Here is a 16,724-nt window from a genome sequence, read left to right on the forward strand (position 1 = left end):
CCCCTTTAAAAGCTCAACAATTTAATATCAGAAACTTAACATGGAATACAGCCACGGGTCAAGGCGAGAAATCAAGTTGTGCACCTTTTTGAATCCAAATCCACATTATCGACCCACAAGAATTTATAGTTACCACGCGCTGTATTCAATTATTAAACTGCCGCATACAGCGGTTTGTACACCGGATGCCACATGGCAGCTTTTACAGCCTCTTCAACGTCTTTCAATTCTACACGCGCAACGCCATCTTCCACTGCCGCCTTGGCGACCGCCACTGCAACTTTGTACGAAACAGCATGCAGCTCTTTCACTCTGGGCAGAAGTGGAGCACCTGGTGCAGAGGAGTCTACCGAATTAGCTACGGCCACTGCAGCTGCGGTGAACATGTTTTTGGTAAATTTCGATGCTTTCGCTACAATCGCTCCTAGACCCAAACCAGGGAACACAAAAGCATTATTGGATTGACCAATTTCATACAATGTGTCATTAAACATGACAGGTTCAAAGGGGCTGCCTGTTGCAATCAGTGCTTTGCCATCCGTCCATTCAATCAAACTTCTTGGTGCTGCTTCGGCAAGCGAGGTCGGATTGGACATTGGCATAATGATTGGACGTTCCACATGCTTCGCCATCTCTTTGATAACTTTTTCATTAAAGGCACCTGCCACACCGGAAGTGCCGATCAGGATCGTTGGTTTGATCTGTTTCACAGCTTCCAGCAAACTAACCTGCCCTTGCTCATTCAACGCCCAATTTTTCACTTCCGCAGCTTTACGTACATATGGTTTCTGGAATTCAAATAGACTTTCCGTCTCATCCGTAAGGATTCCACGATAATCGAACGCCCAGAAACGGCTCTCCGCTTCCTCCTGCTCAAGCCCTTCTTCCATCATAGCGTCACGAATCTGATCCGCGTTACCAATGCCAGCTGCCCCTGGTCCAAATACAAGGACACGATGTTCACAAAGAGGTACACCCGTCACTTGAACTCCGGACATAATCGCCGCAAGTGTAACCGCACCCGTCCCCTGAATATCATCATTAAATGTAAGGAGTTCTTCCCCATATTTCTGTATAATATTTCTGGCATTCACGCTGCCCAGGTCTTCCCAATGAAGCAGGATATCCGGAAACCACTTTGTTGTTTCTTTCACAAAGGCTTCGATAAATTGCTCATATTTTTCCCCGCGAATCCGTTCATGACGGTTGCCCACATACAATGGATCATTCAGCAGTTTGGGATTATTGGTTCCCACATCCAGCACAACAGGCAATACACGGCTTGGATCAACGCCTACGGCTGCTGTATATACCGCGAGTTTACCAATGGCAATTTTAATGCCGCCAACGCCCCAGTCTCCGATGCCCAGAATACTTTCCGAGTCGGTCACCACAATCAAATCCACATCTCCAGCATGTAAACCACTGTTGCGGAAAGCTTCCTCCAGCCCATCCATATCATTAATGGATAAATATAGACCACCTGGTCTGTGGTACTGATGGCTATATTCCTGAATAGCTTGTCCGACCGTAGGTGTATACACAATCGGCAACATTTCGCTAAGATGATCCTTCATTAAACGGTAAAAGAGTACAATATTACGGTTGAACAAATCACTAAGCATGATGCTTTTTCGCAGATTATCCGATTCATTCTGCAATTGCTGATATACTCGACTCACTTGTTCTTCAATATTTAAAACCATCGGTGGCAAGATGCCATTCAGGTTAAGCTCTCTTCTTTCTTCTTCGTTAAAGGCAGTACCCTTGTTCAACAAGGGATTGGACAGAACATCCTTGCCTTTCAAAGAGGTTTTCAAGTTTCCATTGGAATCTACAAAAAATGAGTTCATTTACTGATTGCCTTCTTTCATGATGTCTCTTGACGTTTTAACGTCTATTTAATTTAATTTTAACACTTAATAACTTTTAGTTAGTTATAGTTCTTCCGATGACAATTATAAAATATTTTCTATGGCATGTAAACGAACTCATGAAACGTTCATGAATGAAATTCAATTTCATTTCGATAAATAAAATTTATCACTTTGTTATTTTTCAACAAATTCATTTTATAAACAAATTCTCTTGGAATACAAAAAAGCCACGAAACTGCGTGGCTCTATCACCTTTTTTATGGGCTCAATTTTTGGGTGAGTGCTCATAGTGCTCAATACAAATAGCCTAAAAAATCGAGTTCTCCTTCACCCCATGGCATAGTTCCGACTTCTCTAACCATCAAGCCTTCGACCTTCTGAATTCCAACTCCAATTGTAATTAAGGTTTCATGGTCAATTTTCAACCACTTACATGTGTTGTTAACCGTTTTGAACCCATTTTTGCTATACAAGTCCTCATGATCAGCAAATAATAGCACAAAATCAATATGCCCTTTGGACAGCTTCTCCACTTCCGCTAGCAAAAAGGAACCTATTCCTTGAGAGCGATGTGAAGTGGAAACACATAGATCAATGATCCCTAGAACTCTTATTGCTTTTCCATTCAAATTCATCATTCTGTAATCTAATCCTACATGCCCAATCAGTTGATTATCTGAGGTGAATGCTAATATTCTGCCATGTGGAATTTGCTTGAAAAACAAACGGTCCTCCGGGTAGACCTCTGGAAAACTGGCAATAAGCAATTCCTGAAGATGCGTTGACCATTCTTCGTTCAAATCCATATCATAAGCTTTAACTAATTTCAAAAAATACCCTCCTGAATTAAATCGATTTCTATTCTTTATTTTGTCTCATCTGAGTTGTAAAAGTTCAATTACGCATGTAAGCATCCTCCACTTCTACCTTTCGTTCATTTCCGTTTGCTATGTATCTTACGTGAATGACACTTCCTTTCTGGAATTGGGGAATATGTGTAACCGGGATGTATGTTTCTAGAATCGTGGGAAAGGTACGACCGTCAACTTGGGTAACGGTCAAATCCAGTCGCACTCCCGGCCTTCCATCCATACTGGATGAAGTTTGTGTAATGTCATGAATAATCGCTTCTGCGGGAATCCCATCCATTAAAATGCTTTTTCGAAGGTGCTGTTTCTGTTTATTGTTACGGAGCAGTTTAAATACCATAATCATAGTGATTGTACCTGTTATAAGCCCAAAGCCAATAACAGCAACAATAATAATTAATGTAGTAGTCATAATGGCCTCCTTTTATTTGAAACTTATGTTTATTATTTCTTGTTTATATCTGTTATTCCTGCAAATTTGCTTGAACTGGAACAACTCCATATCAAAAAAACCGCCTTTATAGGCGGTTTCTTGTTTGTCGTTCAGCTTAATCTACTTTCGCACCATAAGAGCGTACAAACAGAACCGCTTGTTCGCGATCCAAACGTACACCTTTAATATCCAATGATTTCAGATCGATTCCTTCCAGGTTAGCACCTCTAAGATCGGCCCCTTGCAGCTTGGCTCTGCTTAAAACTACTCTTGTGAGATCACAGTCTCTCAGATCTGCTTTGGTAAAATCCGTATCCGTAAAGTCAGCTTCAAAGAAACGAATTCCTCGCAAATCCTGTTTGCCCAATCGGGTATGTCTGAGATTCGTATAAGACCAATCACCCTGACTTAGTGTAATACCATCCATTTGTGCACCTGAGAAGTCCGATCCCGTCATCTTGCAGGAGGTAAATTTGGAAGCGAAAAGATTAGCACCACCAAATAAGCAGTTTTCAAACGCCGATTCTCTATGGATGGAGCCATTCATGGAAGCACCTTTAAAGTCACACTCGATAAAACGGCAGTTGCTTGTCTCGATTTCTTCCATCGAAGCGTTCATAAAGGTACACTGTTTGAAAACACAACTAATGAGTTCTCCATAACGCAAGTCACGTCCTTCAAAATGTACACCTTCATACTCTTGATCCTTATATTGATACATCACGTACACCCCATCTTGTAGATTATCATGTGTTCATCATTAAAGAGCTTTTTATAATATACCATACGGCTGTCAAGTACCTGCTTAAACGTCTGCAAAAGTCAAGTCACTTTTTTCTAAAAAACGTTGCTACTTCTAATAAAAAAACCGCGAAAATCGCGGCTTTTTGGCTCCATACATGTGTTTAGCTAGTACTTCAATCAGGTTCCCTCTATAATTCCTTATCTGCATATGATCTAAAATTTTCCGTGACTGCTAACCGTTTGCTTCCTTCCAGATAAAAGCTATCATCTGCTCTCCAGGTATGACTTTTTTTATTTTGTCTCCGGTGATACACATAGTTATATGGTGACGTAGCATAGGTTTTGAATCCTCTTTTTCTGCATTGTCTTAGAAAGGTTACATCTTCTCCAATGGAACGATCCGTGAATCGGACCTTCTTTAATATCTCCCTTTTGAACAGAAGTGTGCCGCCTTGTATAAATTCCACATATTTATTCTTTTCTTTGGGTGATCTAACCAGCAGTGTTTTTGAAGCACCCAAGTAAACGAGGCACGAATGTTTGCCCACAATATCGCTTTTCGTTCTTCTTAGTCCATTTACTTGTTCTTTCAAATAAAATGGCGAGTAGTAGTCATCATCATCAAATTTGGCGATCAACGGGAATTGGGCTCGGGTAATCCCGGCATTCAGGCTTTGTCCAAGCGATATGCTTTCTGGTACTTGATAGACGCTAACATTCGCATGTTTTCGAACACGATTTTGATATAATTGCAGATTCATGCTGTCATGATTCAAAATGATGATAAGCTCTTTTGCTTTATAGCGCTGTCGATTGTAATTTTGCAGGATGTTGTCAAAGAATTGTGGCCGATTGGTACATACAATAATGGAGACACCGTTTCCCGTTTTATTTGCTGTCATGACATACCCTCTTTTCTGCACATATATGTTTTTTCATCATACGTTCAGAAGTAGAGAATGGTATAGACGAATCGATAGCGTATAAAACACCAAAAAACCCTCTGTCCTTAAGAATCAAGACAAAGGGCTCTTAAATTCAAACTAAGCTTAATTGGATTCGTTCATATATACGGCTTTACCTGTACGAGCTGACTCATAGAGTGCCTCCAGGATCTGAGAAACTACCAAAGCTTGTTTAGGAGTTACAACTGGCTCCAGATCTTTATCGATCGCTTCAATCCATTTTCTCATCTCTACATCTGGTGCACTTTCACTCTTTCCATCGTAGAAAGCGACCCCACCTGCACTCAATTCAATTTCGTTGGTGTACAAACGGCTGAATTTCTCGCCATTGATGCGCAAACCATTCTTCATATCCGCGCCCGCTTCGCTTCCGCTTAAGCTGCATTTCGCTTCATCCACATCCAGTGAATTGAGCGCCCAGCTGGATTCCAGCATGATCGTCGCGCCATTCTCCATTACGATCATACCGAAAGCGGAATCTTCAACGGAGAATTTTTTCGGGTCCCATGGGCCCCATGCATTCGCTGCATTTTCTCTTTGTGAAAGCTCGTGATGAGTTGTGCCCAGAACAACTTTTGGTTGATAGTTATCCATCATCCACAGTGTCAGGTCAAGTGCGTGTGTACCGATGTCAATCAACGGTCCGCCGCCTTGTTTCTCCTCATCAAGGAAAACACCCCAAGTAGGTACCGCTCTTCTTCTGATTGCATGTGCTTTGGCAAAGTAAATCGAACCCAGTTCGCCAGCTTCACACATTTGCTTCAGGTACAAGCTGTCTTCTCTGAAACGGTTATTGTATCCGATGGTCAGTTTTTTACCCGTACGCTCGGCTGCTTCAAGCATTTTTTGCGCCTCAGCAGATGTCTTGGCCATTGGTTTTTCACACATAACGTGTTTTCCGGATTCCAGTGCAGCAATAGAAATCTCTGCGTGAGAGATATTTGGCGTAAGAACATGAACAATATCAATCGTTTCATCCTGAAGTAATTCTTGATAATCCGTGTACACCTGTGCTTCGGCACTACCATACTTTTCTTTGGCTTCTTCTGCACGTTCCTGAACGATATCGCAAAAAGCAACCAGTTCTACATTATCAAGCTTGCTCAAACTTGGCAGATGTTTGCCGTTTGCAATCCCGCCACAGCCAATAATTCCTACACGATACGTTTTACTCATATCTAATCACCCTCACTTTTGGTTTGGTTGTTTCATTTTACGGAAAGCCGATGGGGTCATCCCCAGACGCTTGCGAAAAACAGCATGCAAATAATTCGCATTGGTAAACCCTGAAGCCAGGGCAATTTGTTCGATAGAAACATTACTTTCTTCCAGATTGCGGCACACCGCGCGCAGGCGAATATCCTCCAACACACGGCTGAAAGGCATTTCCGGCTGAACCTGATAAAAGATTCGTTGCAGTTGTCTGCTGCTAATATGCAGCTTCTCGGCTACATTCTCCAGCGTTACTGCTGAGGGATGATTCGCCTCCATATACTGAATGGCATAATCGTATCTATACACAGACATGTCTCGCACAGGAGCTTCCGCCCGATTTCCCCCGATATCGTAGGCTCGGACGGTCTTCAGTAGAATGCTGATCACCTGCTGTTTAATAGACGTGTAATATCCGATCAGTTTACGGTCACAAGCCTCATAGGCTTCCAGGAAACAGTTCATCGCGCGATGATAATCATGTACCGGAACAAGAGGAAGTGTTCTAAGCTTTTCGATCGTTTCCTCTGATTCTGCTGCCTCCCACGGATCTACACCCTCTCTGGGATGTTCAATGATATCCACGTGCAGGCATAATTCATCCATGGCCTCTTGGGAATCCGCCTCCTGATAATGAACAAGACCCGGACCTGTTAAATACAGCATGCCTTCAGAGAGCGGATGCATCTCATCCCCCAAAATGACTTTCCCTTTCCCTCTAGGGATGAAATGTAACTCGAATTCCGCATGGTTATGAAAATCAACGATTCTGCCTGCTGGAAAAGAAGTCAGATGAAATCGCAGAACGCGTATTTCGTAGTGTCCCCACAGGATCGAGACATCCAGCCTTTCCAGGATATCCTGTCGTTCAAGCATCTTCTCAAAAGGATATCGGCTCAATGCGGCACCTCCCAATACCCTATCCCTGTAACTCCTTCAAGGAGATTTTGCGCCCTTCCTTCGCAGAAAGGTTGGCCGCCTCCATCAGGCGAGTTAACTGAGTAGCCGTCTGCAAATTCTCGGTAGCAATCGTATCATTTTGAATATGGGATACCCACTGGCTGAATGCGTTTTCTCTTCTGTCCAGCAAAGGAATCTCCGTCCATTCTTTCTGTTGATCTGAACCAACATTCGTACGGATTAGCAACTTATCCTCTGGTGTTCCATATAACAGTGTGCCTTCCGTACCATGAACCTCTATCGCAAACGGCGAATGACTGTTCACAAACCCAGCCTCGACTACACCGATTGCTCCGGAATCTGTAAATAACGTGGCAACCGCGTTATCTTCCACTTCTTTTCCAGTAACATATCCAAAATTAGCATTTACTCCTGTCACTTCTTGACCCAGGAATAGATTCGTCAGATACATCGGATGACAACCGAGGTCAATTAATGCTCCGCCTTGGCAATCTTTCAGATCGTAAAAATGCTCAGGCAGCCAATTGCCAATTGCACCGTTATGGGATAGACGCACACGAACATAAGTCACCTTACCAAGTAGCCCTTGTTTCAGAACATCTTGTATCGTTAATGTATATCCATCGTTCAAACGCGGTAAAGAAACCGTCATTTTCACTCCGTTATCCTGTACATCCGAAATGATCGTATTTACTTCTTTAATCGTTGAAGCGATAACTTTCTCTGTAAAAATGTGTTTGCCCGCTTTCGCGGCAGCAGTAATCACCTCTTCGTGAAGACGTGTCGGTGCATCTACAATGACGGCATCGATGTTGTCCTGTGCCAGCATATCTTCAAGCGAAGCATAGAATGGTACATTCAGACGTTCAGCAGCTTCCTGTCCACGCGCGGCATCTTCATCCCATACAGCAGCCATCACCGTATCTTCGTGCTCCTGAGCCTGTTTAATATAATCCCAGGCATGTACGTGCCATAAGCTTATTTTACCTATTCGAATGGTCACTATGATTAACCTCCATACTATATGATATTCTGACATCTAACTATAAATTAACACAGACCTGATCTAATTTTAATAGGAACTTACGACAATAACTATATAAAATTACGACATGAATCAGAATGACCTTCTTAAGAAAACAAGCAAAAAAGCTTCCTGTTCACAAAGTCGTGAGGATAGGAAGCTTTCTCTGCATGTAACCGTTCGGAATCTAGGCTGTCCAACGTTAGGTTGAAGATTTTATGGCTTATGATCTGTATGGCGGAAGTACCGGATTACCTTGCGATACATCGTCTTATCTTTTAATTGATTAAATATATAAGGGTCCGGTTTGGCATTCACTTCAATGACCCAGGGTGTCAGACTTTGATCCAGTCCAATATCCACGCCAATTGCCTTCAATCGCTTGTATTTCTTATTCATATGACGAGCTATCCCAACACCCAGCTTATTCATCTCCTGAATCAGTTCATTTCTGCGCTTTGTGGACACATGAGATTCCAGAAGCTTATGAATATCCATTGGCTGACCGCCGTTATGATAGTTGGTTACTATTTTTTTGGAATGTCCAAGTCGACCGATAACCCCCGTTGCTTCCCACTGCTGTTCTGGGCTTAACTGTACCATGACCCGGATGTCAAAGCGCCTGTTATTGTATTTTAGCAGATGTATTCCTCTTTGAATGAGGTAGCTTCGCTGATTCACAACGTGTGCAAGACTTTTATGGAATGAATCGAAGCTATTAAACGTCAGACGCTTTTGGTTCATCTGATACGCAAAATCCTGTTGATTATTCATCTCAGCCTTTATTACGCCCATTCCATGAGTTCCTATTTCAGGCTTGATATATAACATCCCATATCTGGCTATCATAGATTTTAGATTCACCTTGTTAAACTTTTGTGTATCAGGTATGAACGGTTTTATTGAATCATTATTGATAAGCTGCTTTGTTTTTAACCATTTGCTTCTTAATGGTTGTGATTTCTCAATACCCACAGTTCGTTCCTCCCGTCTTCATATCCAACACATATCGCTGTTTCATTAAGTTCATGCATCATATGCAATTTAATTGAACGAATCTTAGGCAATACTTCATGAATTTACACGCAAAAAGCCGACAAACCCGGATTTTTGGGCTTGTCGGCTTTTCAACTTAACATTTTCAAATCATCGTTCCCGTTTCAATTTGAAACTGGATTATAAGCATCTCTGTGATGCTTCAATTATGGCAACAGATTTTCGTCAACTGGCACATTCGTGTCCGGAACTTCTGCTGCAGATACGAACAACCGTCCGGGTGCTTCTACTTCGACTTTGTTCCCTGCTGCATCCTGAGCACGGATCACGATCACTCCACCCTCAAGTACCAGCGAAGAAGCAGTAGTGTAGGTGCCTGTATAATGACCAGGTTCTGTCTCCACCAATGGAATCTCTGCGCCAGCCTGTGTGCTCAAATTGGATGGCAGTTCAATCCGGAAAGAAGCCTGTAATTTGGGGATACTGTCGAACGAAACCGTTACGGTTTCTCCTGCCACAATGCGTACATCCTCAGCCGGAGAGATATTGGTTAGTTCAGGCAAAGACGTTTCAACATACACAGTCCGGGTCACGGTTGTTTTATTGCCTGCAATATCTGTCGCTATAACTGTAATCGTGTTCTTGCCCTCATTCACAAGTACGCGGTGATTAAAGCTTCTATCTTGCTCCAATTTCACCTTCTGTCCGTTAATGGTCACTTTGTCGAGGAATTGGTCCTGTACATCGCCCGTCACATGAACCACTTCCGTGTTTGTTTGACTTCCTTCTTCAGGTGTAAGGACCGTTAACACAGGTGCTGTCTGATCCAAGATGATCACAACTGGAAGGGAGCGATCTGTCGTTTTGCCGTTAACTACAGCCTCAGCAGTAATGGCATTAACCCCTGCACGAAGTTTAACATTCAGCTTGAATTTTCCATTCTCCACTGTCGTTGTTCCGGCTAGTTCTTTCCCGTTATATATCTTAATTTGAGCCCCAGAAGCTGGGGAAGTTCCCGATACATCAAATGTCGGCTGGTTGGTATAGGTGTTCGATGGTTGCGTCAGTACAGGTGCATTCACCGGATATTTTACCACTGCACGAATCATATAATTACCCTCTTCTGCTGGTGCAGTACTCCATACGCCGCCTACACGCTGCCAGCTCCGGCCTGCATTCACACCATTTTCATCGGTTGCGAGTCCCGGTGCGCTCGTTCCGACAGCAGTCTGTACATAGACGATATAGAAATCACCTTGTACCACTACAGGTTCAGGAAATTCAACGGTTGTCCACTGATCATTGCGTAATGCCGTACCATCGAACGGTCCTGCCAGCAATCGGCCTGGCGCTCCCTCTGAGCCAGTGGCATCATAGACGGCATATTTGAATGCTGTTCCACCTGGTACTGGCCATTGTGTATTCCAAAATCGAAGTGATGCACCTGTAAGCTGTGCTGTCTCCAATTCTGGCGTCATACGTACAGCCCATGCGTTATCTGCGGCCACAAAGGCTCTTGCATTTTCAGCCGTTCCATCGTCATAAGCGATTTCACCAGGAAATCCGATAAATGGTTTTAAGGCAACTTTCGCTTCGGCTGTACCGTTTCCAGGTACCGTTACATTTACAGTTTTGCTATAGTAGTCCGTCGCGATGATCGACAGTGTATAGCTTCCTTCCAAAACATCCAGAGCAAATTTACCGTCTGCTCCTGTGCGTACAGCACCTACTTGAGCATCTTCCAACACGAGGACGGATGCTCCAGAGATAGGTTTCCCTGTCCGCTCATCGCTCACAATACCTTCAATCTTTCCTTGAGGAATAGTTTCCAGATTAAAGTTGGCTGTTGCTCCACTTCCATCCGTGATGGTTACCGTCTTCGTTTGAGGATAATAGCCATAGGCCTCAGCCTTCAACGTGTAATCACCAGCCACGTGAGTGAAACTGTATTTGCCTGTCGTCGGGTCCGTCTTCACTGAACGTCCTGTTTCCAGAACGGTAACCGTAGCACTTGCAGGCAAGCTTTGAGGCGTTACAGAGCCTGTTCCAGGTTTCTGTACTTCGGGCTGTTCCTGCTTGGTTTTATTGAATTCAGCCTTGTCCGTACTTGAAATTTTGTACCAAGAAGTATCATATTCCGGCTTAGGTTTGTCGCTGTTCAGAACAACTGCCGTATCTTTCGTAACCGTCTCAGCGGCGATACCCAGTATGCGGAAGTCATCGAGGTACCAGCCTTGCTTGACGACACTACTGTCTGAAGTCAATCTGAACCGGAATTGAACTTCATTCCCCTTTAATGCTGCCAGATCGTAGAATACTGGAGCCCATTGTTTTCCATTTGAAGAATGAGAGAATTTACCAAGCTCCGACCATGTGTTACCACCGTCTTTCGTGGCTTCAACATAACCGTAATCGTATCCACTTTCGATTTCATACCAATGATTGAACGTCAGCGTAGCTTGATCCACCTGAGTTAGATCCACGACTGGCGATACCAGAGAATAGTTAGAACCATTCTCATAGTTGCTGTCCAGATCGGTTGCCCATACATTCGGCGGAGAAACTGCACTGGCAGGTCCAACGACGGGAACTCCGCGTTCCCACTCATCCTTGGTGCCCGAATGAGTCCACCCATTGTCACTGTTACCATCAAAGTGATCGATGAAGATATCTTCTGGGACCTCCACGGTCACGGATACCTCATTCGACTTGTCACTCTCATTGCCACTATAATCAACAGCGGCTACCGTATAAAAATAAGTCGAATCTGTTACTGTAGCCGTATCCGTAAATGTCGTTGCAGATGTATTTCCGAGCAATTCATAACCTGAGCCGGAATTCGTTGAACGATACACGTTATAGGATTTCAGATCCTCATCGTCCGATCCCGTCCAGGACAAGTTTACATTCCCCAGAATGTCGGCAGAAGCGGACAATCCGCTTGGCGCTCCCGGAGCAATATCATCTGGAGCTTGTACTGAAAAGTCATCGATATACCAACCCGTCTTTTGAACGGAATTGTCACTGGTCAGATTAAACTTGATAAACACCTGTTGACCTGCGTAGTCACGTAAGTCAATATATTGCGTTTTCCAGCCTCCACCGGCACCTGTAAAGCTCAATGCCTCTTCAAATACGAAGTCACTATCCTCTGTTGCAATGTACACTTTACCAAAATCGATATTGCTCTCCAAATCATACCAGTGTTTGAAGGATAACAATGCTCCCTCAGGGCTCTCGGTAAGATCAACTGGCGGTGCGAGCAAGTAGGCATTGCTGTTGGCTGCATATGTCCCTGTCAGATTGGTTGCAATCACCTTGTCACCAGAGTAAGCATTTCCCGGTCCACTCGTTGGTGCTCCCCATGCCCAGGTGTTTCCAACTCCGCCCGAGGTAAAGCCCAGATTGTCTTCCTCAAAGTCTTGCAGATACCCAGGCTGAACTCCATTGGAGACAGCGACCTTATAAACTTTACTCTCGAATCCGTTATTGCCATAATCATTGACCCGGATATAGTACTCCAAGCCTTGTGACTCGATCAGAAATGCCGGAATTGTCGCTGAGTAAGTTCCATCTTTGGCATCCCCAGCTACTCGATTCATCGGCAGATATACGTATTGGCTCGTACCCGTTGTTTTGGCAAAAGCCTCCACTGTGGTTACACCGACATTATCGGTAACACGTGCAGTAAGTGGAATATCAAGCCCCGTAAAAGCAGAATTTACAGGCGTATGTTCCAGAACCGGTGCTTCCAGATCGTCACCTGCTGTGACAACCCTGCCGGATACCGTGCCTATACCTTCGAGGACGGAGCCCACTGCATCCAGTGCATTGATAATGCCGTGACCGTAGCCGTTATTGGGCGAAGTTGGATACCGGCTGTCTGTTCTCGGTGTCGCTGTATCCATAATAATTTGCTCCAACTGATCAACCGTAAGGGAATGATTGGCTTGAAGCAGGAGTGCGGCCAGTGCAGTGGTATGTGGGCCTGCCATGGACGTGCCGTTCCAGCCACCCTCATATACTCCGCCCGGAACAGATGAACGGATGTTAACACCTGGAGCCGAAACTTCCGGCTTAATTTCCTCATAAGGGGAAGGACCCAGTAGAGAGAACGAAGCCAGATTCCCGTTGATATCCGTTGCTCCCGTAGCGAAGCTCTCTGGATAGTTCGCAGGGTTCGCGACTGAACCTGGACCTCCCGGATTCGTTAGTGTCACATTCCCGGCTGAGAATTCCGGAAAGATCTGTGCATCACGCCAAGCTTGTACCATTGGACGGAACCACTCGTCCAATCCTGCACCACCACCCCAGGAATTGTTAACCACATCCGGGGCAAGCTCGGGGTGCAAGTTTCCTTCAGCATCTACTGGAGCAATCAGCCATTGCCCGCCATCCAGTATAATGGCATCGGTCGTACTCGGATTAAAAATCCGAACAGCAATCCATTTTGCTCCGGGAGCAACCCCAATCTTGTTGGTGCCGTTCGCTTCGGAGCCTACCATTGTACCCATGGTATGTGTACCATGACCGTCTCCATCCGTAGGAAGGGAGGCATTACTATGGGGATCATACCAGCTTAGCTCGGGATCAACGATATTTCCCGAAGCATCCAGCCCTCTCCATTTGCTGCGGAGGGCCGGATGGGTATAATCAACCCCGCTGTCCAGGTTGGCAACAACAATTCCTGTACCGTCGATTCCTCTATCCCAGACTGCTGGCGCATTGATAGAATCGATGTTCCACTCAACGTTCTCTGTCTGCAGGCTCTTATCGTTAGCAGCTGCACTTTCCTTCTTATCTGCCTCTTTAGCTGGTGCCTTGGCAGACTCCGTTGCTGGAGCAGCTGTTGCATTTTCACTGCTAATCTCGGTTTTCTGCATATAACGCTGCTCGTTAGGCAGTATTTTATCCACCTCGGGAAGAAGTGCAATCTGTTCCATGACTTCCTTCGTGCTCGTTACTGCGAGTGCATTAACGATGAAATAGCTTTTATATTCTTTGACCTTGCCAAGGTCAAGTTCCTTTTCAAGAAAACTTTCCAGGGTGTACTGAGATCGTGAGGCCGTTTCCCGCAGCGTACTGACAACCGTGCTTCGCACGGACAATTTCGTTGCCGAAGCCGTTTGCTTGTCAATTGTCGCCTTTTCCAAGGCTAGCTTGGATACTGAGGCTGTATCTACCTGTTCTTTCATTTTCACCAGATAAGTAACATAATCATTGCTCTCAAATTCCTTGCTCAGCTTTGCGTTGACTTTGGAGGTGGTGATTTTGCCCGAACTGGATTTCATGTCGATCTTCTGCGATGCGGCGTTTTCAGCTGAAACCGGATGAATGATAGATAATGCAAGGAGAAGCGACAAGCCCATGGAAAGCGGCTTGCGCAAACGATTCATCTTTATCAAACTTTTCCACTCCCTTTACCCGGTTTTTGTAATACAGTGATTCACTGTATCCATTTCTTTGAATAAATCGATGAAACAACCTCAACTGGACAGACTGATTGTGTTTATTTACATCAAGCCTCACCTCCTTTACAGGGCAGGTTATTAAATTACATCGAATTTGAAAGATTATTAGATAGCCAATTTCAGCGTATATGGAAGAAATGGATTTGAGATCAATCCATCTTGTGAGCGGAAGTATATTCGCATGCATTAAGGAGGGTACCACCGGCGTTAGCAAGAACGCATACTTTATATGGGAGTATTATGGACCTGGGTAGAACAGGAGATTTCTTGATCTATGTACAAACAAACTCTTAAACTTACATATAATATAAAATTTAGAATCAAATTGTATATTTATGGTATATTATAGAGTCACAAAATGAGATATACAAGCACTTTTATAGAAAAATATAGAAAATAAGCCTTTTTAATGCTTTCATAAGTCTAATGACACTCTGCAATTAACCTTCTTTTCGCAAATACGAAACCTCTGACGTTTCAATCGATCCGAACAGTCCTTTTTAACTATATCTGATTTATTCGGACATCAAAAAGAACGATGCGAGAAACTTCGCGCCGTTCTTTTGGGTTCTTCCAAACCAATCCTGTCATAAGCGTTGCTCCAGACGATCCAACACCAGATACACAACGATGGCATCATCCAGATAACCAATCGGAAAGAGATAGTCCGGGATCAAATCCGCAGACGAAATAAAGTATAATAACGCACTACCGATCAGAGTACGATCGTTCTCGGATGTAATCTCATCACAGTATTGAATATGCATTTCCTTCAAATGATCTATAAACGGTCCCGCTCCGTTAATCTGATTGATTTTCAGATCAAACTCCTTGCATATTATTCGATGCCCTTCATCCGTACGTGCGTATTGTTCGTACTTAACCATTTCCTGTTTTATCCGCTCTGTTGTTATATCGAGGTCCAATAATTTCGTATGTTGCAGGACCGTTTTGATCGATTCAAGCGAATCCAGAATACCCTGCTCGGCCCCTCTTTTGACGTGATTGATTTTGTAGCCTGCAGCCTCAATAAGATGATCCAGTGAAACGTCCAACTGTTCGGAAAAAATCTGCAAATGTGTGAGCTTCGGTTGCTGCTTCCCGTTCAGTATCCGAGAAATGGTAGCCGTGTCCATTCCGCACAACGTACTGAATTTGCGCATCGAGAGCGCACGTCTGGCTAGCAGAGGCTTGATCAAATCTCCAATAAGGCAATCCTTTGTTTGATCATTTGCTCTCACCAGCATCCCTCCAGAGATATGATCGATAGTCTAGTATATGGGACAATGTGGTGAAAGTTTACCTTATTCTTTCTTCATCAACAACGTTTTGTTGCATTTTTCTCAAGGACGGGCACATGAATCTCAACATGACATACATTAAGAGCAGACTAAAGATCATGAGGTGATTTTATGGCGTGGATGCTTATTCTTGCTTTGGCCGTCTCTTCGAGTCTTGACAATCTGGGTGTCGGACTATCGTACGGGATCAGAAAAATTAGAATCAGCCTATTTTCGAATTTTTTGATCGCCGTTGTTTGTTTATTGTTCAGCTATTCAGGTATTTTGTTCGGGAAATGGATTTCGATCGTGCTTCCTGGCGTTTTTCCTATACTGCTGGGAACATTTATCCTACTCGTTATCGGTTTTCGTATCATTCTATTATCGGTTCCCCGCAAGAAGAAAGATCATGAAGAGACCGATTCTCAAACCCTCGGGATCGGGTCTATTTTGCAAAATCCAGAACGGGTAGATTTGGACAAATCAAACCATATTGGAGTTCTGGAAGCATTGATTCTGGGTGTTGCCCTTTCGACAAATGCATTGACGAATGGCCTAAGCGCCGGGCTGATGGGCTTATCCCCCTTGTATATTTCCCTTACCGCAGCTATCGGCAGTTTTGTTACCGTATGGTTTGGCGTGTGGATGGGGTCCAAAGCGGCAAACGTTCGTATTGGTTCATTCACATTGGGACAGTTCGGAACACTTGTCAGCGGAATTCTCTTACTGTTGATTGCAGCCAATAATTTGTTCTGAGCATGTATGACAAACACCAAAAAGGAGACATCTGATCAGATATCTCTTTTTTGAACATTTTAGAGTTATTGTTGATAGATCCTTATCTTGTCAGAATCCTTGGTTATACACCCGCTTGTCTATTTCAGTGCCGTAACCACTTCTTCACTCATATAGTTGATGACTTTTCCAATTTC

12 protein-coding genes are annotated in these 16,724 nt (G+C 44.0%); 1 reads left to right on the top strand and 11 read right to left on the bottom strand.

What is annotated here, in order from left to right; genetic code table 11:
- Positions 1–152: 152 nt before the first annotated feature.
- The 11 genes from ACR1R9_RS13240 to ACR1R9_RS13290 form a co-directional block, all read right to left on the bottom strand.
- On the bottom strand, positions 153–1,853 hold the full coding sequence (locus ACR1R9_RS13240) for an NAD-dependent malic enzyme (protein WP_099854392.1): 1,701 nt from the start codon (positions 1,851–1,853) through the stop codon (positions 153–155).
- 317 nt (positions 1,854–2,170) lie between these two features.
- Positions 2,171–2,707 (bottom strand): GNAT family N-acetyltransferase, encoded by a 537-nt coding sequence (locus ACR1R9_RS13245; RefSeq protein WP_099854394.1) that lies wholly within the window; start codon positions 2,705–2,707, stop codon positions 2,171–2,173.
- Between the two features lie 64 nt (positions 2,708–2,771).
- Positions 2,772–3,158, bottom strand: coding sequence for a hypothetical protein (locus tag ACR1R9_RS13250; RefSeq protein WP_433923463.1), 387 nt, complete (start codon positions 3,156–3,158; stop codon positions 2,772–2,774).
- A gap of 136 nt (positions 3,159–3,294) precedes the next feature.
- Complete coding sequence (locus ACR1R9_RS13255; protein WP_076288368.1) at positions 3,295–3,900, bottom strand: pentapeptide repeat-containing protein; 606 nt, start codon at positions 3,898–3,900, stop codon at positions 3,295–3,297.
- A 211-nt stretch (positions 3,901–4,111) separates the two neighbouring features.
- Positions 4,112–4,825, bottom strand: coding sequence for a glycosyltransferase (locus ACR1R9_RS13260; RefSeq protein WP_076288367.1), 714 nt, complete (start codon positions 4,823–4,825; stop codon positions 4,112–4,114).
- Positions 4,826–4,972: 147 nt separating this feature from the next.
- The gene (locus ACR1R9_RS13265; RefSeq protein ID WP_076288366.1) at positions 4,973–6,064 is read right to left on the bottom strand and encodes a Gfo/Idh/MocA family protein; all 1,092 of its coding nucleotides are present in this window, start codon (positions 6,062–6,064) and stop codon (positions 4,973–4,975) included.
- Positions 6,065–6,076: 12 nt separating this feature from the next.
- Positions 6,077–7,000, bottom strand: a complete 924-nt coding sequence (locus ACR1R9_RS13270) for an AraC family transcriptional regulator (RefSeq protein WP_246318147.1) — start codon at positions 6,998–7,000, stop codon at positions 6,077–6,079.
- 19 nt (positions 7,001–7,019) lie between these two features.
- Positions 7,020–8,024 (bottom strand): Gfo/Idh/MocA family protein, encoded by a 1,005-nt coding sequence (locus ACR1R9_RS13275; protein ID WP_433923462.1) that lies wholly within the window; start codon positions 8,022–8,024, stop codon positions 7,020–7,022.
- A gap of 237 nt (positions 8,025–8,261) precedes the next feature.
- Complete coding sequence (locus ACR1R9_RS13280) at positions 8,262–9,020, bottom strand: YheC/YheD family protein (protein ID WP_099854400.1); 759 nt, start codon at positions 9,018–9,020, stop codon at positions 8,262–8,264.
- Positions 9,021–9,247: 227 nt separating this feature from the next.
- Positions 9,248–14,446, bottom strand: a complete 5,199-nt coding sequence (locus ACR1R9_RS13285; RefSeq protein WP_433923461.1) for a S8 family serine peptidase — start codon at positions 14,444–14,446, stop codon at positions 9,248–9,250.
- A gap of 653 nt (positions 14,447–15,099) precedes the next feature.
- Positions 15,100–15,759: a DUF1232 domain-containing protein gene (locus ACR1R9_RS13290; protein WP_433923460.1), complete on the bottom strand. Its 660-nt coding sequence runs from the start codon at positions 15,757–15,759 to the stop codon at positions 15,100–15,102.
- A 165-nt stretch (positions 15,760–15,924) separates the two neighbouring features.
- On the opposite strand from ACR1R9_RS13290, the gene ytaF reads away from it, so the two are divergent.
- Positions 15,925–16,548, top strand: a complete 624-nt coding sequence (gene ytaF, locus ACR1R9_RS13295) for a sporulation membrane protein YtaF (protein WP_433923459.1) — start codon at positions 15,925–15,927, stop codon at positions 16,546–16,548.
- Positions 16,549–16,724: the final 176 nt, after the last annotated feature.

Source organism: Paenibacillus taichungensis, assembly GCF_050994985.1.
In the GTDB taxonomy this organism is placed as follows: Bacteria; Bacillota; Bacilli; order Paenibacillales; family Paenibacillaceae; genus Paenibacillus; species Paenibacillus taichungensis.